Annotated in this window: 15 protein-coding genes; 8 read left to right on the top strand and 7 right to left on the bottom strand. The window is 67.9% G+C overall.

Going from position 1 to position 23,176, the window contains the following annotated elements; genetic code table 11:
* Window positions 1-1,605 carry an FAD-dependent oxidoreductase gene (locus FDZ84_RS25790; protein WP_168587978.1) on the bottom strand — a complete coding sequence of 535 codons (1,605 nt, stop codon included), beginning with the start codon at window positions 1,603-1,605 and terminating at the stop codon, window positions 1-3.
* Between the two features lie 13 nt (window positions 1,606-1,618).
* Window positions 1,619-2,620: a LacI family DNA-binding transcriptional regulator gene (locus FDZ84_RS25785; RefSeq protein ID WP_246868423.1), complete on the bottom strand. Its 1,002-nt coding sequence runs from the start codon at window positions 2,618-2,620 to the stop codon at window positions 1,619-1,621.
* A gap of 143 nt (window positions 2,621-2,763) precedes the next feature.
* Here FDZ84_RS25785 and FDZ84_RS25780 point away from each other — a divergent pair, with 143 nt between their 5' ends.
* A complete protein-coding gene (locus FDZ84_RS25780) occupies window positions 2,764-4,548 on the top strand; it encodes a hypothetical protein (RefSeq protein WP_168587977.1) in 1,785 nt (594 codons plus the stop codon).
* On the opposite strand, the gene FDZ84_RS25775 is transcribed toward FDZ84_RS25780, so the two are convergent.
* The gene (locus tag FDZ84_RS25775) at window positions 4,517-4,735 is read right to left on the bottom strand and encodes a glycoside hydrolase family 88 protein (RefSeq protein WP_168587976.1); all 219 of its coding nucleotides are present in this window, start codon (window positions 4,733-4,735) and stop codon (window positions 4,517-4,519) included. The two genes, FDZ84_RS25780 and FDZ84_RS25775, sit on opposite strands and share 32 nt — an antisense overlap.
* 265 nt (window positions 4,736-5,000) lie before the next feature.
* Between FDZ84_RS25775 and FDZ84_RS25770 the strand changes: the two genes are divergently transcribed.
* Window positions 5,001-7,247, top strand: a complete 2,247-nt coding sequence (locus tag FDZ84_RS25770) for an ATP-dependent RecD-like DNA helicase (RefSeq protein WP_246868422.1) — start codon at window positions 5,001-5,003, stop codon at window positions 7,245-7,247.
* Window positions 7,248-7,434: 187 nt separating this feature from the next.
* Here FDZ84_RS25770 and FDZ84_RS25765 read toward each other — a convergent pair whose 3' ends face one another.
* The 4 genes from FDZ84_RS25765 to FDZ84_RS25750 all read right to left on the bottom strand — a co-directional run bounded on the left by FDZ84_RS25765 (window position 7,435) and on the right by FDZ84_RS25750 (window position 12,235).
* Window positions 7,435-8,031, bottom strand: a complete 597-nt coding sequence (locus FDZ84_RS25765; protein ID WP_168587975.1) for a DUF4232 domain-containing protein — start codon at window positions 8,029-8,031, stop codon at window positions 7,435-7,437.
* A gap of 292 nt (window positions 8,032-8,323) precedes the next feature.
* Window positions 8,324-10,381, bottom strand: a complete 2,058-nt coding sequence (locus tag FDZ84_RS25760) for a hypothetical protein (protein WP_168587974.1) — start codon at window positions 10,379-10,381, stop codon at window positions 8,324-8,326.
* 298 nt (window positions 10,382-10,679) lie between these two features.
* Entirely contained in the window at window positions 10,680-11,114 is a 435-nt protein-coding gene (locus FDZ84_RS25755) for a hypothetical protein (RefSeq protein WP_168587973.1), read from the bottom strand.
* Window positions 11,115-11,449: 335 nt separating this feature from the next.
* Entirely contained in the window at window positions 11,450-12,235 is a 786-nt protein-coding gene (locus FDZ84_RS25750) for a GntR family transcriptional regulator (protein ID WP_246868421.1), read from the bottom strand.
* Between the two features lie 67 nt (window positions 12,236-12,302).
* On the opposite strand from FDZ84_RS25750, the gene FDZ84_RS25745 reads away from it, so the two are divergent.
* From FDZ84_RS25745 to FDZ84_RS25720, 6 genes are all read left to right on the top strand, one after another.
* Window positions 12,303-12,827 carry a DUF5943 domain-containing protein gene (locus FDZ84_RS25745; RefSeq protein ID WP_168587972.1) on the top strand — a complete coding sequence of 175 codons (525 nt, stop codon included), beginning with the start codon at window positions 12,303-12,305 and terminating at the stop codon, window positions 12,825-12,827.
* A gap of 189 nt (window positions 12,828-13,016) precedes the next feature.
* Complete coding sequence (locus FDZ84_RS25740) at window positions 13,017-14,342, top strand: MFS transporter (RefSeq protein WP_246868420.1); 1,326 nt, start codon at window positions 13,017-13,019, stop codon at window positions 14,340-14,342.
* Window positions 14,339-15,997, top strand: coding sequence for an amidohydrolase (locus tag FDZ84_RS25735; RefSeq protein ID WP_168587971.1), 1,659 nt, complete (start codon window positions 14,339-14,341; stop codon window positions 15,995-15,997). The genes FDZ84_RS25740 and FDZ84_RS25735 overlap by 4 nt, the downstream gene beginning before the upstream one ends.
* Before the next feature lie 389 nt (window positions 15,998-16,386).
* Complete coding sequence (locus tag FDZ84_RS25730) at window positions 16,387-17,922, top strand: TIGR02677 family protein (RefSeq protein ID WP_168587970.1); 1,536 nt, start codon at window positions 16,387-16,389, stop codon at window positions 17,920-17,922.
* Window positions 17,919-19,103, top strand: a complete 1,185-nt coding sequence (locus tag FDZ84_RS25725; RefSeq protein ID WP_168587969.1) for a TIGR02678 family protein — start codon at window positions 17,919-17,921, stop codon at window positions 19,101-19,103. Before FDZ84_RS25730 ends, FDZ84_RS25725 begins: the two co-directional genes overlap by 4 nt.
* On the top strand, window positions 19,100-23,176 hold the full coding sequence (locus tag FDZ84_RS25720; RefSeq protein WP_168587968.1) for a TIGR02680 family protein: 4,077 nt from the start codon (window positions 19,100-19,102) through the stop codon (window positions 23,174-23,176). The genes FDZ84_RS25725 and FDZ84_RS25720 overlap by 4 nt, the downstream gene beginning before the upstream one ends.

Below are 23,176 nucleotides of genomic sequence, written 5' to 3'. Positions count from 1 at the left end.
TCAGTAGCCGGACACGTCCGGCCAGCGGAGCTCGACCCCGTCGCGTTCCAGACACAGCTGGAAGTCCGCGAGCAGGCCGGGGGTGTTGCGCACCGCGCGAGGGGTGACTCGGTGCGCCAGGCAGAAGGCAGCGAGCGCGCCCGCGACCTCGCCGACGTTCCACTCGACTGGGTGCAGCCGGTGGGAACCGTTGGTGATGTGGGTGGTGCCGATATTCTTGCCTGCGGGTAGCAGGTTCTCCACCCGTTGCGGGATCAGCGCGCCGAGCGGGATCTCGAACGGGCAGCTCGCGACGTCGATGTAGTTGTCGCCACCGGTGGACGGGTGCAGATCGATGCGGTACATGCCGACACCCACGGCGTCGGCGTGCTGCACCGCGCCCTTGTCGCCGCGCACGGCGAGCGAGAGGTCCTGTTCGACGATCGTGTGCTCGGCCCTGATGCGCCTGGACTCGCGGATGTACGGCGCCTGCGCGAGACCGTCCGCGCTGCCGGTGACGTCGCCGCGCAGGCGGAGGCCGGGGAAGCCGGTGCCGCCGTCCGGGCGCGGTGCCTCGGTCTGCAGCCAGTAGAGCACCGAACGTGAGAGCTCCCGCGACGCGGCGATGTGCGCGTCGGCGTCCGGCACGTCGATCACCGGCGACTCGAAGTAGTCGATCATCGGCCAGTTCACCAGGCAGATGTCGCTGTCGTAGGCTCCCTCGACGAAGTTGCGACGCGCGGCGATGCGCCGGAACGTCCACAGGTTGCTGTCACCGGCGCTGAGCCGCTGGTCCGACACGACGGCGAGCGGGTCGTCGTCCGGGTTCGGGGTGAAGGTGCGTTCGGAGATGGCCAGCGTGCGCGGGTTGGGAGAGCGGAACGACAGCATCCGGTCGCCCCAGAAGTCCGGCTGGTACGCGCGCCAGAAGTCGTACCGCGCCGGTTTGTCGATGGTGTGGTCGCCGTCGACGTGGTCGACGGCGAAGCACACCGACACCGCCTGCATGTTCGCCGGCTGCGCGACGTCGGGCGCACTCGGCTCGCCGGTGTCCAGAGTGGACTCGAATCCGGTGACGTACTCCGTGCTGGACAACGGAAGCAGCTCACCCGTCTCTGTTGCGTCCAGGATGTACGGTGCGGAGAGCTCGATCTGTTCGCCGGTGTCGCGGTGCGCAACGGCCACCGCCACGATCCGGTCGCCGTCGGTGCGTGCGGCCACCGGCCGGTACGGCTGCAGCACGGTCAGCCTGCCACTGCCGCGGAACGGCGCCAGCATCTCGTCGATCACCGCGACGGCGACGCGGGGCTCGTGGCAGAGCCTGCTCACGTTGCCCGCACCGGGGTTGAGCTCCCGCCACGCCCGTGCGCTCGGGGTCAGCGGGTAGTGGCGGCGGTAGTAGTCGCGGATGCCGTCGCGTAACGCCCGGTAGCTCGCGGTGACGCCGAAGCGCTCCACCCAGCTGTGCTCGTCGGGCGGCACGGCCTGGCTGGTCAGCTGGCCACCGAGCCAGTCGTACTCCTCGGTGAGCACGACCCGGCGGCCCGCGCGCAGCAATGCGAGCGCGGCGGCGACACCGCCGAGTCCGGCGCCAACGACGACAACGTCCGTGGTGTGGTCGAGCAACAGTTCCTCCTGGTCAAAGGCGTGGTGCGCCCAGCGTCGAGCCCTCGACGAACTCGCACGGGAGCAGTTCCTGCGGTGTGGTGCCGTGTTCGAGCACTTCGGTCAGCGCCTGCACCGCCCGGCACCCCATCTCGCGCCTGGGGATGCGGAAACCGCTGAGCGCCACGTCGTCCGGTGCCGCCTTGGTAGCGGCGCCGAGCGAGAGCACGGTGAGGTCGCCCGGCACGGAGAGCCCGCGCTCGCGTGCGGCGAGCACGAGCGCGGCCCCGTCCGACACCTCTTCGGTGAGCACGGCGGTGGCGCCCGCTTCGCGCAGCTGGTCGAGCCGTGCGGTCTGCACATGCACCCCTTGGACGCCATGTGCGGCAACGGCTTCGCGGAAGCCTTGCAGCCGATCCGCGGACGACTCCGCGCCCGCACCGGACCCCAGGTACGCGAACCCGCGGTGGCCGAGCGCGACCGCGCGGTCCACCAGGTCTTGCACCGCGGTGCGGTAGTCGGCGCCGACGTACGGCACCGGGCCGCCCGCGTCGTCGCGTCGTCCGATGGAGACGTACGGGATGCCCTCGGCGAGCAGCTGGGTCAGGTCGTCGCGGTCGACGGTGCGACCGAGCAGCAGACTGCCGTCGGCGAGCCGCACCCGGCTGTCGTCGCCGAAGATCCGCCGCCGCGCCCCGGCGGCTTTGGCGCTGGTGAACAGCAACAGGTCACAGCCGACCTCCTCGGCCTGTTCCTCGATGCCTTCGAGGAACGGCTGGTAGAAGTTCGCGTGGGTGCTTGGGAATACTGCCTCGTAGGTGAACACGCCGAGAATGCGGTTGTGCCGGTCGTGCATCCTGCGGGCGATCGGGTTCGCGACGTAGCCGGTCTTCCGAATCACCTCCAGCACCTGCGCACGGGTCGCCGGCGCGATCCGGACGTTGCCGTCCTGCCGGTTGTTGAGGACCAGCGACACCGTGGCCTGGCTGACTCCTGCCATCCTGGCGATGTCTTGCTGGGTGAGCCGTCGGGCCACGAGCACCCCCGCTTGCCAATTCGAATTGGCAGGGATTCTGCGTCGTCGGCCCACGCGTCGTCAAGGCCTAATAATTCGAATTATCATCTTGACGTGCGGCTACGCAGCGGGTGAGGGTTGATCGGCCACAAGGAGGTAGGCCCGTGAATACGTTCAGCCGTCGCAGCCTGATGACCGGCGCCGCCGCTCTCGGACTGCTCGCCGCACTGCCGGCCCGCGCACTCGCACTGCCCGCACCGCCGCCCACCACGCCGATCCGGCGCCTGTTCGCACCCGAGGAGCAGCGCTTCGCGTCGTACCTCAGTGCGGTCTCGCCGATGGTCGCCGACATGGACTCGAGCGGCTTCTTCGCCGGAGGCTGGTGGCGCAGCCCGGCGGCGCCGTACAACGCCCGCGTCCAGGAGCACGTCTACACGCTCGCCTGGTTCGCCACGAAGTCCCGCACGTGGAACCCGTACCGGGGCGACGCGGCTCTGCTCGCCGCGCTCGACGCCGGGCTCGGGCACTACCTGGGGTTGCAGCACGATGACGGCTCGTGGCCGGAGTATTCGCCAACCGAGCACGGGCTCGCCGCCACCGGCTTCGGGTTGGGGTACCTGAGCAAGACCAACGCCCTGCTGCGCGAGGCGAACATCCTGCCGCAACGCCAGTCGCAGATCACCTCGGCGCTGCGCAAAGCGATGACGTGGCTCCTCGACCCGGGCAACGGTAGCGCCTGGCAGCCCACAATCCACTACGCGAACCAGGTTACCGCCGGGCTCGCCGGTGCCTCGCTAGCGCTGAACCAGGACCCCGACCCCGCGCTGCGGCAGCGGTTGACCGAGGCGTTCGCGCGCCTTGCCGCGAACGGGCAGAGTCCTGCGGGCTTCTTCTACGAGTTGACCGGCGCGGACACCAACTACAACTTCGAGGTGATGCTGCCGGAGATGGCCGACGCGTGGCGCCAGTCCAACGACGCCAACCTCGTCACGATGACGCGCAAGTACACCGACTGGCTCGGTTACAACCTGCTGCGCGAACCCGACGGCTCCGGCTGGTTCGCCAACGTCGGCCCGAACTCCCGCACCTCGTCGCGGTTCTACGCCGACGTGCGGCCGGACCCGGAACGTACCGCGCTGAACAACCAGTTCGTGCCAGTGGTGCCGAACTTGTCCGCGTTCCTGTCCAGCCGCGAAGACCTCGCCGCCGCACGGGCGGCCTGGGCGGCGGACCCGGCACCGGTGCCCGCACTCGTTAAACAGGACACCTCACCGCGCATCCTCACCCACGCGATCTACGGCGAGCGCTATCCGACCCGTGCCCAGCGCGCGGCCGCGATCGCGAAACTCCCATACCTCCGGGCGAACTTCACCGAGATCCGCAGCGACCAGGGGCAGAACTTCTTGTTCCTGCGCAGGCCGCAGTTCTACCTCGGCGGCTACTTCGGCACGAGGCGCGCGACCTCGCTGGCCCGCACCGGCCTGACGTTCCTGTGGCACCCGGTGGCGGGCACGGTCGTCCAGTCGATGAACAACAACGACCACGCCTGCTGGGCGACGGTCTTCCCGGGCCAGGTGACGGACGCGAACGGACCGCAGCAGGCGGAGTTCCTGGGCGGCGAGCCGTACCGGTTCCGCTACCGCACCGCGAGCGGCTCGGTCGTCACCGACGTGACCGCGCATCCCGACCGGATCACCAGGTCGGTGCGGGCGAACGCACCGGCAACCGAGCAGATCCCGTTGGTGGTGAGGGACTCCGACACCGTCGCACTCGACGCGCGAGGGCTGACGCTCACCCGCGGCCGGGTGGTGCTGCGATTCGACTGGGCACAGCCGCGGCAGCCCGGGATCAGGCCCTCCTCGATCACCTACCCCGGCCGCCGGATGCACATCCTCACCGTGCCGCACGACGGCACCTTCACCGTGACGATCTCAGTTCTACGTTCGTGATCAGGAACACGCCGAGCCCGTGGAAGTCGTTGTCCATCCGCGGGCACTCCAGGTAGTACCGGGCATCGCCGACGCTCGCGCCAATCACGACGTCGGCGATCCTGGTCCGGCCGTCCGGGCCAATCGACACCTTCGCCGGCACGCCGCGGTACCCGCCCTGCGCCACCGGCCCGAACGCCGGGTCCACCGAAGAAACGTACCGTCCTTCGGCAAGCTTCCCACGAAGGGCGCCGTGTCAATTTCGCGAGAAATTGACCGTCACCCGGGTGAACGCCAATTTCTCGCGAAATTGACACCCCTCGCCCAACCGAAGGAGAACCACCGATGTCCTGGATCCAGCGCAGCACGTTTGTCCTGTTGAGCGGATCAGCCGGAGCCCTAGGCGTCGGGAGGTGCCGCTGCATGTGGTGACCGCCGGATTGCTTGACAGCCGTTCGTGATACGTGTTGTCGGTGGACAAGGGACGGGAGTCGGCGACGTGGACCGCGGTGCTGGAGGGCACGCTGGAGCGGATCACGTTCGCCAACGAGGACAGCGGCTACACCGTCGCGCGGATCGACACCGGCCGCGGCGGTGATCTGGTGACGGTCGTCGGCGCGCTGCTGGGCGCGCAGCCCGGCGAGGCGTTGCGCATGCGCGGCCGGTGGGGGTCGCACCCACAGTACGGGCGGCAATTCCACGTCGACGACTACACAACCGTGCTGCCTGCGACCGTGCAAGGTATCCGCCGCTACCTGGGGTCGGGCCTGATCAAGGGCATCGGCCCAAAGCTTGCCGAGAAGATCGTCGACCACTTCGGCGTCGCCGCGCTCGACGTCATCGAGCAGGACCCCGCGCGGCTGATCGAGGTCCCCAAGCTCGGCCCGAAGCGGACGAAGCTGATCGCCGACGCGTGGGAAGAGCAGAAGGCGATCAAGGAGGTGATGATCTTCCTGCAAGGTGTCGGTGTCTCGACCTCGCTGGCAGTGAAGATCTACAAGCAGTACCACGACGACGCGATCCGGACCGTCAAGGAGGAGCCCTACCGGCTGGCCAACGACGTGTGGGGAATCGGTTTCAAGACCGCCGACACCATCGCCAAGGCGGTGGGAATCCCGCACGACTCCCCGGAGCGGGTCAAGGCGGGCCTTCAGTTCACGCTCTCGGAGTCCACCGGCGACGGCAACTGCTACCTGCCGGAGACCGAGCTGATCGCCGAGGCGGTGAAGATCCTCGCCGTCGACACCGGGCTGGTGATCGAATGCCTCGCCGAACTCGTCGCCGAGGAAGGTGTGGTCCGCGAGGAGATCCCCACCGATGACGACGAGGTGCCGACCGTCGCGATCTACCTCGTGCCCTTCCACCGCGCCGAAGTCGCCCTGGCCAACCAGCTGTCCCGGCTGCTGAACACCGGCGCGGACCGGATGCCCGCCTTCGCCGGAGTCGACTGGCACAAGGCCCTCGACTGGTTGCGCCGCACTACAGGCGCCGAACTCGCCGAGGCGCAGGAGCGCGCCGTCAAGCTGGCCCTGACCGAGAAGGTCGCCGTGCTCACGGGAGGCCCAGGCTGCGGCAAGAGCTTCACCGTGCGGTCGATCATCGCACTGGCTCAGGCGAAACAGGCCAAGGTGATCCTCGCCGCGCCGACGGGACGAGCGGCGAAGCGGCTGACCGAGCTCACCGGACACGAGGCGGCAACCGTGCACCGGCTGCTCCAGCTCCAGCCGGGCGGGGACGCCGCCTACGACCGGGACAACCCGCTGGACGCCGACCTCGTCGTGGTCGACGAGGCCTCCATGCTCGACCTGCTGCTAGCCAACAAACTGGCCAAGGCGATCCCGCCCGGCGCGCACCTGCTGATGGTCGGCGACGTCGACCAGCTCCCGTCGGTCGGAGCCGGTGAGGTACTGCGCGATCTGCTCGTCCCTGGCACCCCGATTCCACACGTGCGGCTCAACGAGGTGTTCCGGCAGGCCGCCGAGTCCGGGGTGGTGACCAACGCGCACCGAATCAACGCCGGGGACTATCCGCTGACACACGGGCTGACCGACTTCTTCCTGTTCCACGTAGAGGAATCCGAACCGACCGCCGAGCGCACCGTCGACGTCGTCGCCCGCCGGATTCCGCGGAAGTTCCGGTTCAACCCGCGCACCGACGTGCAGGTGCTCGCCCCGATGCATCGAGGCCCCGCAGGTGCAGGCGCGCTGAACCAGCTGTTGCAGGAAGCGATCACCCCGGCCAGGGAGGGCCTGCCAGAGCGGCGGTTCGGCGGACGGATCTTCCGCGTCGGCGACAAGGTCACGCAGATCCGCAACAACTACGACAAGGGCACCAACGGCGTGTTCAACGGCACGCAGGGCGTCGTGACCGCGCTCGACAACGAAGCACAGACCCTGACCGTGCGAACCGACGAGGACGAGGACATCGACTACGACTTCACAGAACTCGACGAACTGGTGCACGCCTACGCGGTGACCATCCATCGTTCGCAGGGAAGCGAATACCCGTGCGTGGTGATCCCCTTGACCACAAGCGCCTGGATGATGCTGCAGCGCAACCTGCTCTACACGGCGGTCACCCGGGCCAAGAAGGTCGTGGTCCTCGTCGGTTCGAAAAAGGCCCTCGGGCAGGCGGTGCGCACCGTCGGCTCCGGCCGCCGCCACACCGCGCTGGACCACCGGCTCCGACAGGCCGGGACCGGTTCGAAGCCGGTGGAGTGACAACGACCGACATGACCGGACAGGTCACGCTGGTCACCAGAAGCCCGGCAGGCCTCGATGAAGCCATCGGGCTCGCGCTGCCACAGGGAGTGCACGGTCGCCGTCGCCAGCTACCGTCACGACACCTGCGCGGACACGACCCGACCGATCGCACGGCGAGGTTGATTCTGCGGGACTCGCATGGGTTTTAGTTCCGCAGTTCGTCTGCGGTAGGCACCAGCGAGCTGACTCGCAGGTACTTCGCGGCGAACTTCACCTCATCGTCGCCGAGGACGTTGACCGGCTGTGCCTCGGACATGTCCGGCAGCGAGGACTGGAACCCGGTGAGGACATGAGCGTCCGGGTCGCCGCTGTCGGCCAGGATCATGCCGATGCCGGCGTATGCGCTCTCGCCGGGCTGGAGAGTGAATTCCTTGGGCGCGTCGGGAAGCCGCACGTCCTCGACGGGCAGGTCCTCGATCGGCGAGTTGCTCATGTCCACGCCCTTGAGGTTGGGCACGCCGCCGTTGATCGTGCAGGTCTTGTCCGACCGGTTCCCGTACGCCACGATGAAACTGCCGGGCTCGCCTTCCACAGGTGTCGCGGTGGCGAGGAAATCGGCCTCCGAGCAATTCGACGTGCCGATGTCCCCGCCGCCCCCGCCCGAGGCCATACCGGCATTGCCCGCGTCACGCCCGGGCGCCGGCGAGGGCTGTAGTGCGGCGGCGGCTCCGCAGCCGGTGACCAGCAGTGCTCCACCCAGAATGCCGGTGATGGCCGTCGTCATACGGTGACGCTTGAGCATCGTGCTCCCCTTTTCCTTTGGCGTGTCCACGGTTTCTCACCGCTCTGTCAGCAAGAAAGACGCACCACGCCCGCCGGGGTTGCGTCCACCGCACAGATCCGGCCGAATTCGATCAACGTTGCCCGAAAGGGCATCGAACCCCGATCAACCGGGATGACGGGCTGTCCATCGGTGGCCGGAACAAGTTGGCCAACAACGGGGCGGCGGCCGGTGGCGGCGGCATGCGCGAAGACGCGGTCGCAGGCGCGGGTGCGCAACCGCGAACCAGGGCTCGCCGACCTGGGCGGACCGCCTACCGGTCGTACTGCCGGATGTAGTGGTAGTGCTCGCGGGCCAAGCGGCCCAGATCACGCAGCACCGGGCGGACGAACCCCGAGCTCGGCCGCGGGGGATCGACCGGCGCCGCAACCGCCTCCTGGAAGCGCAGCAGCCGGTAGCCGAGCGCCTTGGCATGCCGGTACTCGGCGGTTCCCAGCAACACCGTGGTGATCAGTCCGAAGATGTTCAGCGTGAGCCACAACGCGGGCGGAACGTTCCTGGTGTCGCCGCCGACGAGCTCCTGGATGCTGATCGACACCGCGAACGCGGTGCCCGCGAGTGGCGCGAGCAACGGGTTGACCTCGCTCATCCACACGCTGGTTCGCACAGCCCAGAAGAACGTGCACACCACGAACGGCACGCACCACAGCAGCGCGACTACGCCCAGCAGGATGACCGGCAAAGCCACGACGAAGGTCAGCCAAGCCGCTAAGAAGGCCAGCAACACCACGCCGACGATGATTCCGAGCGGCAGCGGAATCACGATCAGAGCGAGTGCTGCCCGCTTGATCATCCGCACGAACCCGGGCCACAGCTGGGGGCCGTAGCCGTTCCGCCGCGCATCGAGTGCCATCAAGATCGGCAATGGCGCGATGAACACCGCGAGCCCGATGGTGGCATAACCCTTCCCCACCAGGTCCCAGAACAGATCCGACGGGCCCCGGAATCTGATCGTGGTGGCGACGACGACGCCCAAACCGGCGACCGTGCGCCAAAAACCGAGCCGATCCAGCAACCGATCCCGGTGCAGCGGGCCGACCTCGGGCTTGAACAGGTATCTGGCCGTCAACCACGGGAAGACCACGACGGCGAACATTCGCGGCTTGGCCGCATCAACCTGGCGTGCCACCCGCTTTCGCCGCACGAAGCGGACGATCGGGCCAAACGGCCTCGCGATCCCGCGTCCCACGACCGCGACCGCGTTGCCGGCACCTGCCGCGATGCGTCCCGCCCGCTGCCGGTACTGCGCCGAAACCCCCGCATTTCCACCGGTTTCCGGAAGCTGGTCGAGTGCCCGAAGTCCGAACGGCAACGTTGGAGCATCGGGTGACGCAGCGCCGCAGTCCTGCTGCACCGGTTCCGGCCCGCTGCGGACCCGGAATCCGACCGCCCGGGCCCGCCTGAACTCGAAGACCGCGAGCACCAGCGTCCCGACAACGCCACAACCCACCAGCACGAGCAACAACGTTCCCGCGGAGCCGAGCTCAGCCACTCCCTGCCCGGTGACCAGCAACATCAGCACGACCGAACCCATCAACCCGAGCAGCGGATGGACCTCGCCCAGCCACAGCCCGGACCGCGCCGCCCAGTACACGGCACAACAACCGAAGATCGGGAACCAGACGTAGCTGATCAGCGCCCCGACGCTCTCGATGAGCGCGTTGCCCTCCTCCTCATCGGAGAAAACCCTGTCGCCGTTGTCGAAGCGGGTGATCAGGTTGCCGTCCCCGTCGCGGGTGGTCTCGTAGTAGCGGTCCGTTACGCGGCCGTCCTCCACGATGCGCAGCGTTCCGCGCTCCACCAACGGGGATTCATCGGCTATTTGCCCCAACACCAGCAACGACAACGAGAGGCAGACCGCGCCGAGCAGCAGCCGCCACAGCATCCGCAGCGCCCCCGGCAACAACCTGCTCCGCTGACCGGACCGCGTCGTCACGAGCAGCCCGACGAACAGCACCGGGACGAGCACCGCGGCAGGCAACCAGATGTGCGCAAAGACCTCCAGCGAGCCGACGAGCACGCCCCCCGTCCGCCGGAAGCCAACGACCGCCGCCACCACCAACGTGACAAACACCGCGCGCAAGGACGCAAGCAGCATCAGCTTCCGGTCACGAACGCGCTCACCGGTCTTCGGCTTGAGCAGGAACCGCGCCGCCATCCACGGCGCGACCACGGTGAGGACAACCCGCTTCGCCTGCTCCTGCCAACGCTTCCGCTGGAAGAAGTACGGCTGCGGCGGCGGAACCGGGTAGTGCGGCGGGAGCGCCGGGTAGTGCTGCGGCGGATACGGCTGGCGACGCAGGTTCGGCACGTGCCCCCGAGCGCCGCCGGATCGGGAAATCCAATCCTGGCAAAGTCGGCAGTGCGACGGGTGAAACCCCGAAAGGAGGGAGTCCTGCCCGTTCCTCGGCTGTCCCAGCGGAAGTTCCTCCCGTTCCCCAGCGACCTGTTCCAGAACCGCAACCGATCATCGGCGACCACACCGCCGTCCATGAGGACGACGACGAAGATTCGCACGATTAGCCCAATCCTGTAGTGCTTGGCGATATGCGCTTTCCGGTGTACGCGGCTGGCCGTCACGGTGGTGCCCTGCCGACGCGAGTCAGCGGTCACGCCTGTTCCGCGGTGGATTCTCGTGGTGTCGGCCGGTTCGCCAGTTCGTTGATGATCAGCAGCAGGACGGCGAGTGCGATCGGTGCGACCTGGGAGATCACCTGGAGTTGCACCGCGTTACCGGTCGCACCGTGGTGCTGGTGGTAGATCAGGTGCGGAACGTTGAAGACGAGCGAGGCTGCCAAGACCACGCGAACCAACGTGCACCGCATCGACACCGCGGCGTATGCCACGACCAGCACGAACTGGAGCCCGATCAGCCCGAAGTCGCGCGTCATGTGCTCGTTGAAAGGCGGGAACCCGGTCAGCCACGCGAGCTCCGGAGTGGGGAAACCGAGGTGAAACGACAACGGGGCGAGCGCGGCCCACAACGTGGGGATGCCTTCGCCAACTGCGAGCAGCGCTAAGCCGATCCGCAGGAGCAGTTGCACGTGTCCTCCTCGCAACGACCGGCCGGGGATCCAGCATCCTTGTCCCCGGCCGGTCGTCTCGTGTGTCATCTCGGATGGCGATCGGCTCGACGTCGAGTCGCCCGTAGCGGTGGCTGCAAGCGGTGTCCAGCGATTCGTCCGCCGACACTCCACCGTTGTTGTCCTCGCCGATCCGCTCGAACGTACCTCGGCCATCTGCGTTCGAATTCGTGGTCTCCGAGGGCCTCGCCAAGCTATCGGCACTCTTCCGGCGACCCCGAATTTTCACTCGACTGTCGGCTGCGCTCGGCAGGCTGCACGTCGGCCGAGCGCTTTCTCCTACCGGGGTCCGCGGGTCAGGCGCTCGCTTCTCGCCGCTTCCCATCCGCGATGGCCCGTTGCAGGTCTTCGGTGGTGAGGTGGACCGACGTCATGACGTCGCCGCCGAGGTCGACCTCGTCGGCCCCGCTGGACGCGATGTAGGTGAGGATGCGCTCACGGAACAGGCGAACATGGCTCACCGCAATGGTTTCCGCCTTCTCCGGGTCGCGGTCCTGGTAGGCGTCGATGAGCGCGGAGTGATCGTGGCTGACCCGCGTGAAGTGGTCATCGAGGCGGCTGGCGTTCCAGTCCTCCGCGCCACCGAACGCGAGGTAACCCAGCCGCTGCCCCTCGTCGTAGATCCGGGCGGCGAGCGCCGAGAGGTACTCATTCCGCGCGATGCGGGCTTCCAGGTTGTGCAGCGCGGCGTTGGCCTCGGCGATATCGGGCGCGGACCGTCGCCGGATCCCGTCGTTGACCAGCGCATCGGCCTCGCGGAGTTCGGTGATTTCCTCGGGGAGAGCGCGAATGGCCACCAGTCTCGCGATCGCCTTCGCGGTGACGATGTGCGCTTCGAACAGGCTGCTGATGCCGGCGATGTCCAGCGGTCGCACGGTGAAGCCGCCACCCGCCTGGGCCTGGATGAGCCCCTCGGAAGCGAGGAGGAACAGCGCTTCGCGCAGCGGCGTACGGCTCAGCCCCAGCTCCTGGCTCAGCTGCATGTCGTCGACCCACTCGCCGGGGGCGAGGCGCAGCGTCATGTATCGCGCTTTGATCTCTGCATAGGCCCGTTCCATCTGCGTCCGCTGCCGCCGTCCCATGTCGACCATCCTGGCATAGCGATTTCGCGACCCTTGACCCATCTTAGGCGCTCTGTATTATTTCTGCATGCAGAACTCCGGGACACGTGAGCTGCCGGTAACGGTCGAGGTCGATGCCGAAACAGGCAGGTGGAGCGTCGATGGTCTGCCCATGGTGCTGGTGCCTCAGCACCTGCTCGTGAACAACCTGGATGCCGTGGAGCGGCACGTCGGCCGGGACTCCTCCGCCGAGCTGTTCCGCGGCGCCGGCCGCCGCTCGGCGCGACACTGGTGCGCCCACGAGGCCACGCGCCTCGGGCTGTCCGGAGCCGCGATCGTGCGGCACTACCTGGACCGCCTGAGCCGCCGCGGGTGGGGACGCTTCGAGATCGACGAACTTGACCCCGGCCACGGTGTGCTGCAGGTACGGGTGGCGCATTCCGCGCTGCTGCCGGTAGCGGGCTCGACGCGATCCGTCGACAGGGCCTGCTACCTGTTCGAGGCCTGGCTCGAGGGCGCGCTCGAGTACGCGTCGGAGGACCCTTCGCGCGTGGCGGTCCGCGAGATCCAGTGCGCTGTCAATGCTGAGGAGTGCGTCTTCACCAGCAACTGACCCTAGGTGACTGGTGTCGAACGGCCTCATTTTCATCAAAAGACCGAATTCGGACAAATCTTGCAGGGCTGAGATCGCCGTAGACGGCCGGAAAGACGGTCGCCGATCGAATCCAGTCCACGCCGAGCCTCGAAGTTCGAGGCACCTGCCGGGTACTTCCCGGAACACACCAGCCACCTAGAAGGTGCCATGACAAAGCAAGACGCCCAAGAAGCGAAGATGCTGCGCAAGGTCATCTACGCGGCATCCATCGGCAATTTCGTCGAATGGTTCGACTTCGCCCTCTACGGTTTCCTCGCTACCGAGATCGCCACCAACTTCTTCCCCAGCAACGACCCGACGGCCGGTCTGCTCAAGACCTTCGCCGCGTTCGCGGTGGCCTTCGCGCTGCGTCCCATCGGCGGGGCGTACTTCGGCGCGCTGGGCGACCGCATCGGCCGCAAACGCACCCTGGCCATCACCATCCTGCTCATGGCCGGATCCACGGTCGCCCTCGGCATCCTGCCAACCCATGCCACGATCGGCATCGTCGCGCCGATCCTGCTCGTGCTGATCCGTTGCGTGCAGGGATTCTCCACCGGTGGCGAGTACGCCGGCGCATGCGCGTTCGTACTGGAGCACAGCCGCACGGACAAGCGCGCCTGGTATTCGAGCTTCCTCCCGGTGAGCACCTTCACCGCGTTCGGCGCAGCGGGCATCGTGTCCTTCACGTGCAGCGGCGCGCTCGGCGCCGCATCGATGACCGAGTGGGGCTGGCGACTCCCGTTCCTCATCGCGGCACCGCTCGGCGTGTGTGGCTTCTACATCCGTCAGAAGCTCGACGAGACACCGGATTTCCAGCAGGTATCGGACAACGAAGCGGTCGCCTCGGCACCGGTGCGGGAAGCCTTGCGATCGCACGGACGATCCATGGCCAAACTCGGGCTGTTCATCTGCACCACCGCGCTGTCGTTCTACATGTTCACTACCTACATGACGACCTATCTCAAGGTCACCGCGGGCCACAACGCATCGACCACGCTCCTGTCCAATGTGCTCGCCCTGCTGTTCGCGGCTGCGCTGTGCCCGGCCGTCGGCCGCATCTCGGACCGGGTCGGCAGGCGCATGACCATGTTCACCGCCGCCGGTCTCCTGGTTGTCGGCGGACTTCCCGCGTTCCTGCTGGCCGGGAGCAGCGGGCTGGCCATGGCGATCGTCGGCCAACTGCTGCTGGCACTCGGTGCCGTGTCCTGCAACGTCGTGACCGCGGTGATGCTCGTCGAGCTGTTCCCCACGCGGGTTCGTTACACGGCCTCCGCGCTCACCTACAACCTCGCCTACGCGGTGTTCGGCGGAACGGCACCGTTCATCGCGACGTTCCTGATCGGGGCGACCGGTGACCCGCTGGCGCCCGCTTACTACCTCGTGCTCGCTTCGGTTGTCGCGCTCGTCGCGGCGTGGCGTATTCCCGAAACCTCTCGCCGCTCTCTCTCCGACCCCAACCCGGCTTTCCACCCTGGAGCGATGTCCTCATGAGCCCCAAGATCACCGTTTTCCCCGCCAGGCGCGTGCTGACCATGGACCCGGGACGTCCGAGTGCGTCCGCCGTCGCCGTCATGGACGGCCGAGTGCTGTCCACTGGCAGTGTCGAATCGATGAAGCCGTGGCTCGACCGGCACGATTACGAGGTGGACGACACCTTGCGCGACAAGGTCATCATGCCGGGCTTCATCGACCCGCACACCCACTTCGCGCTCTCCTCCGGCTACCTCGGCGTGCCCTACGTCGGCCCGATCGACTCGCCGGGTCCGTGCGGTACCAACCCGGGACACCCCACGCGCGAGAGCGTCGTGGCGGAGCTGCGCGCCCTCGACGACAAGATGCCACCCGGCAAGGCCTTGGTCGCCTGGGGATTCGACCCGGCCATCCAAGGCGGGCACCTGCATCGCGACGAACTGGACGCGGTGGTGGGTCATCGGCCGGTGTTCATCATCTCCTATGCACCGCATTTCCTGTACGCCAACAGCGCCGCGCTGAAGACGACGCACGTCGGCGAGGACAGCACCGTGCACGGCGTCGGACGGTACGACGATGGCCGGCTCAACGGCCAATTCATCGAGCTCGCCGCGCACAAGGCTGCCGTAGGCCGCTCGGCCGCCGATCTCGTGGAGGACACCGGAGAACAAGGCCTGCGCGACATGGCCAGGCTGGCCGTGCGCTCGGGCGTCACCACCACCGCGGAGCTGCTGTTCGGCCTGACCGACCCCGAGCACGAGTGGCGCATTCACGACGCCGCGTTCAACGATCCCACCACACCTGTGCGGATGGCGCTGGTCTCCTACGAGATGACCCTCCACGACCAGCACGGCGCCAAGGCCACCCACCACTTGGCCGAGCTGCACGGGCGCAACAGCGAAACGCTCTTCTTCCACGGAGTCAAGTTCCTCGCCGACGGCTCGTTTCCCGCCATGTCCCTGCGCGTGCGCTTCCCCGGCTATCTCGATCTCAGCAACGGCGTGCGCAACGACGTGCCATGGGAGCAGCTGCACGAACGCATGCTTCCCTTCTGGGAAGCGGGCATTCCGATCCACTGCCACGCCAACGGGGACGAGAGCATCGACGCCGCACTCGACGCGCTGGCGGCACTGCAGAACACCCGTGCTCGCTTCGATCACCGCTTCACCCTCGAGCATTACTGCATCAGCACGCCCGACCAGGCCCGGCGGATGAAGGCACTGGGCGCGCAAGCCAGCGTCAACTGTTACTTCGTCCACTACCGCAGCCACGTGCACAGCCACCAGGGCTACGGCCCGGACAGGTCAGAGGCTGTGGGACGGCTCGGGTCGCTGGAGCGCGAGGGCGTGACGTTCGCCCTCCACTCGGACTTCTCCCTCGTCGCGGTGCCAATGCACCCCCTCACCGCGGCCTGGGTGGCGGTCAACCGCTTCGGGGCCGATGGCAGAACCGTGCTCGCCCCGGGTGAGCGCATCGGCGTTGACCGCGCGTTGCGCGCCATCACGGTGGATGCCGCGCACATGCTCGGAATGGAGCGCACCGCGGGCAGCCTGGAGCCGGGCAAATTCGCCGACTTCGCCATCCTCGACGAGGATCCCTACCAGGTAAGCCCGACCGAACTGCGGGAAATCCCCATCTGGGGCACCGCCCGCTCGGGCGTGCTCCACCAGGCCTAGACGAATAAGTCCGAATTCCTGCGGGCATGAGGCGAGGGCGTCCATGATCCGCAGCGAAGGACGCCGTGCGTGTTTTTGGGTGCTATGGCACCCACAAACGCTCACGGGTGTTCTTCCGCCACGCGAAGGTGGCCATCGGCAGACGTGCCCCGAACAGGGGGCGTCGCCCAGCGTGTGCTGGCCCTGGCCGCCGCGATCTGGCACAACTTCGCCTGCCGATGAAGTCGCCCCGGGGTGTGCGCCGAGGTCCGCCGCACCTACCGCGAACACGGCGTGACCGTGCGCCGGCGCTCCCGGCTCAGGCCGCCCACGGAATCGGTGAGGGTGGCGGTGGCATCCCGAGGGCTTGCCGTACCCTCGAATGCGGTCTTCGAGAGAGGGGTACAGGCTTGAGTGAGGTCGATTTTCGTCCTTTCGCTCATCTCAGTGCGCCCAATGCTGAGCTTTACCGCCGGATCATGGGCTCTTTCGTGCGGGCCAAGCTTCGGTTCATCGTTCACCTTCGGCCCGAGGATGTCCACGAGGTTATCGGTGGGGACCTGCCGTCCATCGTCGATGCGCTTTCGAGGCTGGTGGATTGGGGGAATCTTCGCGCCGATCCGGACACCAGCCGCGTCACCACGGTCGAGGACTTCCACCGCGCCCGGTTCCTCTACCAGCTCACGCATGCGGGCGAGGCTGCCGAGCAGGCGGTCGCCAGTTACGACGAGGCCCTTGGCAGGCGCGGGGCTCTGCAGGCCGTTGCACTCACGGACATCGCAACGCAGCTTCGCGCACTGCTGGAATTGGTGCATCAGGATGACCCTGATCCGGCGAAGGTGCATTTGTCGCTGCGATCGCTCGTCGACCGTTTCACCGATCTCGCCGACAACGCGCAAGCCTTCATGAGTTCGCTGCAGCGCACCATCGATCTGCACGACGCCGACTTGGACGCCTTTCGTGCTTATAAAGACCGGTTGATCGACTATCTGGAACGTTTCATCAAGGATCTGGTCGCCACCGGCGGAGAGATCGCCGCGCTGGTCGGCGACATCGAGCAGATCGGCGTCGCGCGGTTGCTGGACGTGGCTGCCGAGCGGGAAGCCGCCGATGCCGCCCCCGGCGTGGGCGAGGATGGGGACGATCCGCGCCAGGTTGAGTTCGAACGCGGGCGGCTGCGCTGGCTTGACCGTTGGCGTGGTTTCCGTGGCTGGTTCATCAGCGAGCCGCAGCATCCCAGTCAGGCCAAGTTGCTTCGCGCCCGGGCTCGCACGGCCATTCCACAACTGCTGCAGGTGGTGGCGACCCTCAACGAGCGCCGCGCCGGGCGTTCCGACCGGTCCGCCGATTTCCGCAGCCTGGCACGCTGGTTCGCGCAGGCACCCAGGGAGGAGGACATGCATCGGCTGTGGCGTGCTGCGTTCGGGCTTTCGCCGTCGCGGCACTTGGTTGCCGAAAACGACGAAGCGGACAACCCGGTTCCGGCGAACACTCCATGGGCGCAGGCACCTCCTCTGGAGATCAGTCCGCGCTTGCGGAAGACCGGCAGCTATGAACGTCGCGGCAAGCCCAACCGGATCGTCGACCGCTCGGCGCAGCGCCAGTATCTAGCCGAATTCGCGGCAAAGGAGGCAGCCGAGACCGCGGCGGCCAGGCGCGCTCTCGTGACCGAACACCCCACGCGCCTCACCGATCTCGGCGAGCTGGACCCGGCCGCGTTCCGCTTGTTCCTCCACCTGCTCGGCGATGCCCTAGCGGCGCGCGCACCAGGTCAGCATACGGTCATCACCACTACCACCGATGGCACCATGACCATCCGGCTCACTTCCCTCGATGACGGCCGGAAAGCCGAGATCCACACGCCGCAAGGGGTCTTCCGCGGGCCCGATCACCTGGTGGAGATCATCGATCTGACCGTCGAGGAGCACGTGGAGCAAAGCGCATGAGCGCGCTCGGCGATGCCATGTCGGCCTCCCGCGCCGACGAGATGCGCCGTGCCGCCCGGGCCCTGCTGCGGCGTCCCTTGCTTCGTGCCACGGACCCCGCGTTCGTCCTCATCCGCCGGTACGCACCCGAGCTGCGGGAATGGTTCGACCGCAACACCGGCTGGCGGCTGCATATCGACAGCGAAGTCGCCCGGCTCGTCAAGCAGCCGGCCGACACCACCGACACCACGCATCCGGCGCGGGACGTGCGGTCCAAGCAGCCGTTCGGTCGCCGCCGCTACGTCTTGACGTGCCTGGCGTTGGCCGCGCTGGAACGCGCCGACGCGCAGATCACCCTCGGTCGCCTCGCCGAGCAGGTCGTGCTCGGTGCCGCCGATCCCGAACTCGTCACGGCCGGGGTCGAATTCACCCTGAGCAGCCGGGCGGAGCGGTCCGACCTGGCGACGGTGGTGCGGCTGTTGCTCGACCTCGGTGTGCTCACCCGGGTCGCCGGGGACGAGGAGGCGTTCGTCAAAGACACCGGCGACGCACTTTACGACGTGCGACGCCGCGTGCTGTCCGCCCTTCTCGCCGCTCCGCGTGGCCCGTCGACAGTAACGGCTGAGGGATTCGAGGACCGCTTGGCCGCGCTGCTCTACGAGATCCCGCCCACCACGGACGACCTGCGCAACCAGCGCATCCGGCATCGCCTCACGCGGCGGCTGCTGGACGAACCCGTGTTGTATTACGAGGGACTCGGCGATGCGGAGCGCGCGTATCTCACCAGCCAGCGTGCCGCCATCACTGCACGGATCACCGAGCTCACGGGTCTGGTGGCCGAGGCGCGCGCCGAGGGCATCGCCATGGTGGATCCTTTCGATGACCTCACCGACGTCCGGATGCCGGAAAGCGGCACCGAAGGTCACGCGACCCTGCTGCTCGCCGAGCACCTCGCCCAGCACCCCAACCGCGCCGTGCCGCTGGAAGAACTGCACCGGTATCTCCGGCGCAAGGGCGACGAGCACCGCACTTACTGGCGGCGCAACGCAACCGATCCGGGCGCCGAAGTCGAACTGACCGAGAATGCGCTGGGCAGGTTGGAGGCGCTGCGGCTGGTCGATCGGGCGGACGGCTTCGTCACTGCGCTGCCCGCTCTCTCCCGCTATGCGCTGGCCGAACCCACCCTCCAGGAAGCGAAATGACCCGAGAACTGCCGGAACCCGCGGTGCAGCGGTGGCAGCCGCTGCGTGCCGGCCTGATCGACATGTTCTACTACGACGCCGAGGAGTTCTGGTTCCGCGACGGCCGGCTGCTGCTGCGCGGTAACAACGGCACGGGCAAGTCCAAGGTGCTCGCGCTCACCCTTCCCTTCCTGCTCGATGGTGATCTCTCGCCGCACCGGGTCGAGCCGGATGCCGACCCGAAGAAGCGGATGGAGTGGAACCTGCTGCTCGGCGGCGAACATCCGCATCCGGAGCGTCTCGGCTACACCTGGCTCGAATTCGGCCGCGTCGACGAGCAAGGTGCAGCGGTGTTCCGGACCATCGGCTGTGGCCTGAAAGCGGTGTCCGGCAAGGGAATCGCGCGGCACTGGTACTTTGTCACCAGCAAGCGGATCGGCGATGACCTGGCGCTGGTCGATGCGACCGGAACCGCACTTTCCCGGGACCGGCTGATCGACGCGCTCGATGAGCAGGGCACGGTCTACGACCGCGCTCGGGACTACCGGCGTGCCGTCGACGAGAGTTTCTTCGGTTTCGGCGAGCAGCGCTACGGTGCACTGGTCGACCTGCTCATCCAGCTCCGCCAGCCGCAACTGTCCAAACGCCCCAGCGAGCAGGCGCTGTCCAAGGCGCTAACCGAAGCGTTGCCCATGCTGGACCAAGCGCTGATCGCGGATGTCGCCGAAGCTTTCCGCAGTCTTGAGGAAGACCGCGAGGCGCTGGCCGCGATGGTCGAAGCACGCGATGCCGCGCAGTCGTTCCTCACCCACTACCGCCGGTACGCGCGGATCGCGGCGCGGCGGCGGGCGGCGCAGCCCCGCCTCGCGCAGGCGAACTACGAGCGGGTCGGCCGCGACTTGGGTGCGGCGGAATCCGAGTTCACCCGAGCCGAGGAAGAACTCACCGCGATCCGGTTGAAGCTCACCGAGCTCACTACCACCCGGAAACGACTGCAGGCTCGGGATGAGGCGCTGCGCGCCAGCCCGGAAATGCGCAGCGCGCGCGAACTGGAACTAGCCGGGCAGCATGCACAAAGGCTGGCAGGCGAAGCGAAGCGGATCGCCGGTGAACGCAACCTCGCAGTCGGCAGGCTGGCCACGCAACGCGATCGGCACCAAGCCGCGACGCAGCGGCTGTCCGCCGCGCGGGAGACCCTGACCGGCGTCCGACGCTCCGGTGTCGACGTCGCCGACCGTGCCAGGATTGCTGTCGAGCACACCGAGGACATCGATCGTCCGCTGGACGAACAACCTGATCTGGCGGCGCTGCGCCGAGCTGCCGAGCAGCTCGCGGTTCGACAGCAGCGAGCGATCAAACACGTGACGGGATTGGTCCAGGCGGTCGAGCACGCTGTGCAGGCACTCGCGGCTGCCCGCCGTCGCGTGTCAGAGCTCGACGCGGAAGCCGCAGATTTGGCGGATCGGCGCGTCGACGCCGACAACGGGTTGCGGGAAAACGGCGTCGAGCTGGTGTCGGCGGTGCGCGAGCACCTGGAGAACGCGACGGAACTCCGGCTCGCAGATCTTGCCGCAGTCATGGCCGAGTTGGAGCTGTGGGTGGAGACGCTCGCCGGGCCGAACCCTGCCGCGACGGCGGTGAGCGCTGCCGGTCACGCGGCGGCCGGGGACCTCGCCGCGGCGGCGGCCGATCTCGAAGCGCAGGAACGCGCCGGTCGGCAGCGCAGGACCGAACTCACCGACGAGATCGAGCGGCTGGAAAGCGGGGAAGACAGCGCCCCACCGGTTCCGCACACGAGGGACAACGCAGCCCGGGAAGGGCGTCCGGGTGCGCCGCTATGGCGGCTGGTGGATTTCGCCGAGAACGTCGACGAGGCACGCCGGGCCGGGCTCGAAGCCGCGCTGGAAGCGGCCGGAATCCTCGACGCCTGGGTAACGCCAGGCGGCGAGCTCCGGGCCACCGACACCAACGATGTCCTGCTGCGGACCGGCGAACCCGCGTCGGTGAACTTGAGTGCGCTGCTCAAACCAGCAGTGGACCGAGCCGACCCGCACGCCGACGCGGTTTCCGACGCCACGGTCATGAGCGTGCTTGCCTCGATCGGGCTCGGTGAGCACGGACAGACCTGGGTCAGCCCGGACGGGCGGTTCCAGATCGGGGTGTTGGAAGGCGCGTGGCACAAACCAGTCGCCACCTACATCGGGCGCGGCGCGCGCGAAGCGGCTCGCCGCGCCCGGCTTGGCGAGCTGCGCGAAGAACTCGCGCGCGTGCAGGCTGAGCTCGCCGAAGTCGCCGAAGAACGCCGACGGCTTGAGGAACGCAAGGCCAAGCTCGCCGAGGAAGTCGCGGCGGTGCCCAGCGACACACGGTTGCGTCAAGCACACGCGCAGCTGGCCTCACTTGATCAGGAACACCAGCGGCTCACCGCGCGGCAGGCGAAAGCCGAACAGGATGTCGTGACCTCAACCGCGGTCGAGGAAGCTGCCCGAACCGCGCTGGACGAGGGTGCTGGTGATGCCGGCCTTCCCACCGCACGCTCCGAACTATCCGAAGTGGACAATGCCCTGGGCGAGTACCGCGTCGTCATTGCGGGCCTTTGGCCAGCGGTAGACGCAGTCCGCGAGGCCGACAGGCACGCCGGGGAGACTGTGGTCGACTTGGAGCACGCCGAGTCCACGGTTGAAGAGCTGACTGACCGCGCGGGCACGGCAGAGCACGAGGCCGCTGCCGCCGACGAACATCAGCGCACCCTCAGCAGCACCGTTGGCGCGGCGGTGGCCGAGCTGCAGCGACAACTCGCCGAGGTCGCGGAATCCTTGCGGGACAACGAATCCGGCCAGCAACAGACCGGGCTGGACCGGGATCGCGCGATCGAGCAGCGCGGGGCGGCCAAGGGGCGTCGCGAAGAGCTGGGCGAACGGCTCAAGGAGGCGGCCGAGGAACGCGCGACGGCGGCCGAGTTGTTCCGCCGGTTCGCCGGGACGGGGCTGTTGGCGATCGCCTTGCCGGAGCTCGAGATCCCCGACGCGGCCGAACCGTGGGCCCCGGTCCCCACGGTTCGGCTGGCCCGCCGGGTCAACGAGGAACTCGCCGACGTCACCGACGACGACAACGCCTGGGAACGGGCGCAGCACCGCGTCAACAACGAGCACAAGGCGCTGCACGACACGCTGTCGCGGCACGGTAACCGGGCTTCCGCTGATCTGCGCGAGGACGGCGTGGTCGTGGAGATCGAGTTCCAGGGCCGACCGGCGTCGGTGCCGGAACTGACCGAGGCACTGGCCACCGAGGTCGCCGACCGGGAGCGGCTGCTCAACGAACGGGAACGGGAAACCCTGGAAAACCACCTGGTCAACGAGGTGGCGAGCACTCTGCAGGAACTCATCTCGGCGGCCGAGACACAGGTGGCGCTGATGAACCAGGAGTTGGCGGCCAGACCGACCAGCACCGGTATGCAGCTACGGCTGCTGTGGCGGCCGCTGGAGGACGGCCCAGCGGGGCTTGCGGTAGCCAGGGAGCGGCTGCTGCGGCAAACGTCGGATGCGTGGTCGGCGGACGACAGGGCCGCTGTCGGCGGGTTCCTGCAGGCCCAGATCGCCGAGGTCCGCGCCCGGAACACGGCCGGAACCTGGTTGGAACACCTGACGGAGGCGCTGGACTACCGGAAGTGGAACCGGTTCGTGATCCAGCGGCACCAACACGGGCAATGGCGATCGGCGAGCGGACCGGCCTCCGGCGGTGAGCGCGTGCTCGCCGCCAGCGTGCCGCTGTTCGCTGCGGCATCGTCGCACTACGCCTCGGCCGGTAACCCGAACGCACCGCGCCTGGTCACCCTCGACGAGGCTTTCGCCGGCGTCGACGACAACGCGCGGGCGAAGTACCTGGGTCTGCTCGCCGCCTTCGACCTCGACGTGGTGCTGACCAGTGAACGCGAATGGGGCTGCTACCCGGAGGTTCCCGGCTTGCGGATCGCGCAGTTGTCGAGGGTGGACGGGGTTCCCGCCGTGCTGGTGACGAACTGGGAATGGGACGGTTCGACGCGAACCCGCGTACCCCTGCAGGATTCCCTTGCGCAGCAAGGTTTGTGGGGGTAG

Source organism: Saccharopolyspora sp. ASAGF58, assembly GCF_012277335.1.
Lineage (GTDB): Bacteria > Actinomycetota > Actinomycetes > Mycobacteriales > Pseudonocardiaceae > Saccharopolyspora > Saccharopolyspora hattusasensis.
This window is presented reverse-complemented; position numbering and strand designations above follow the sequence as displayed.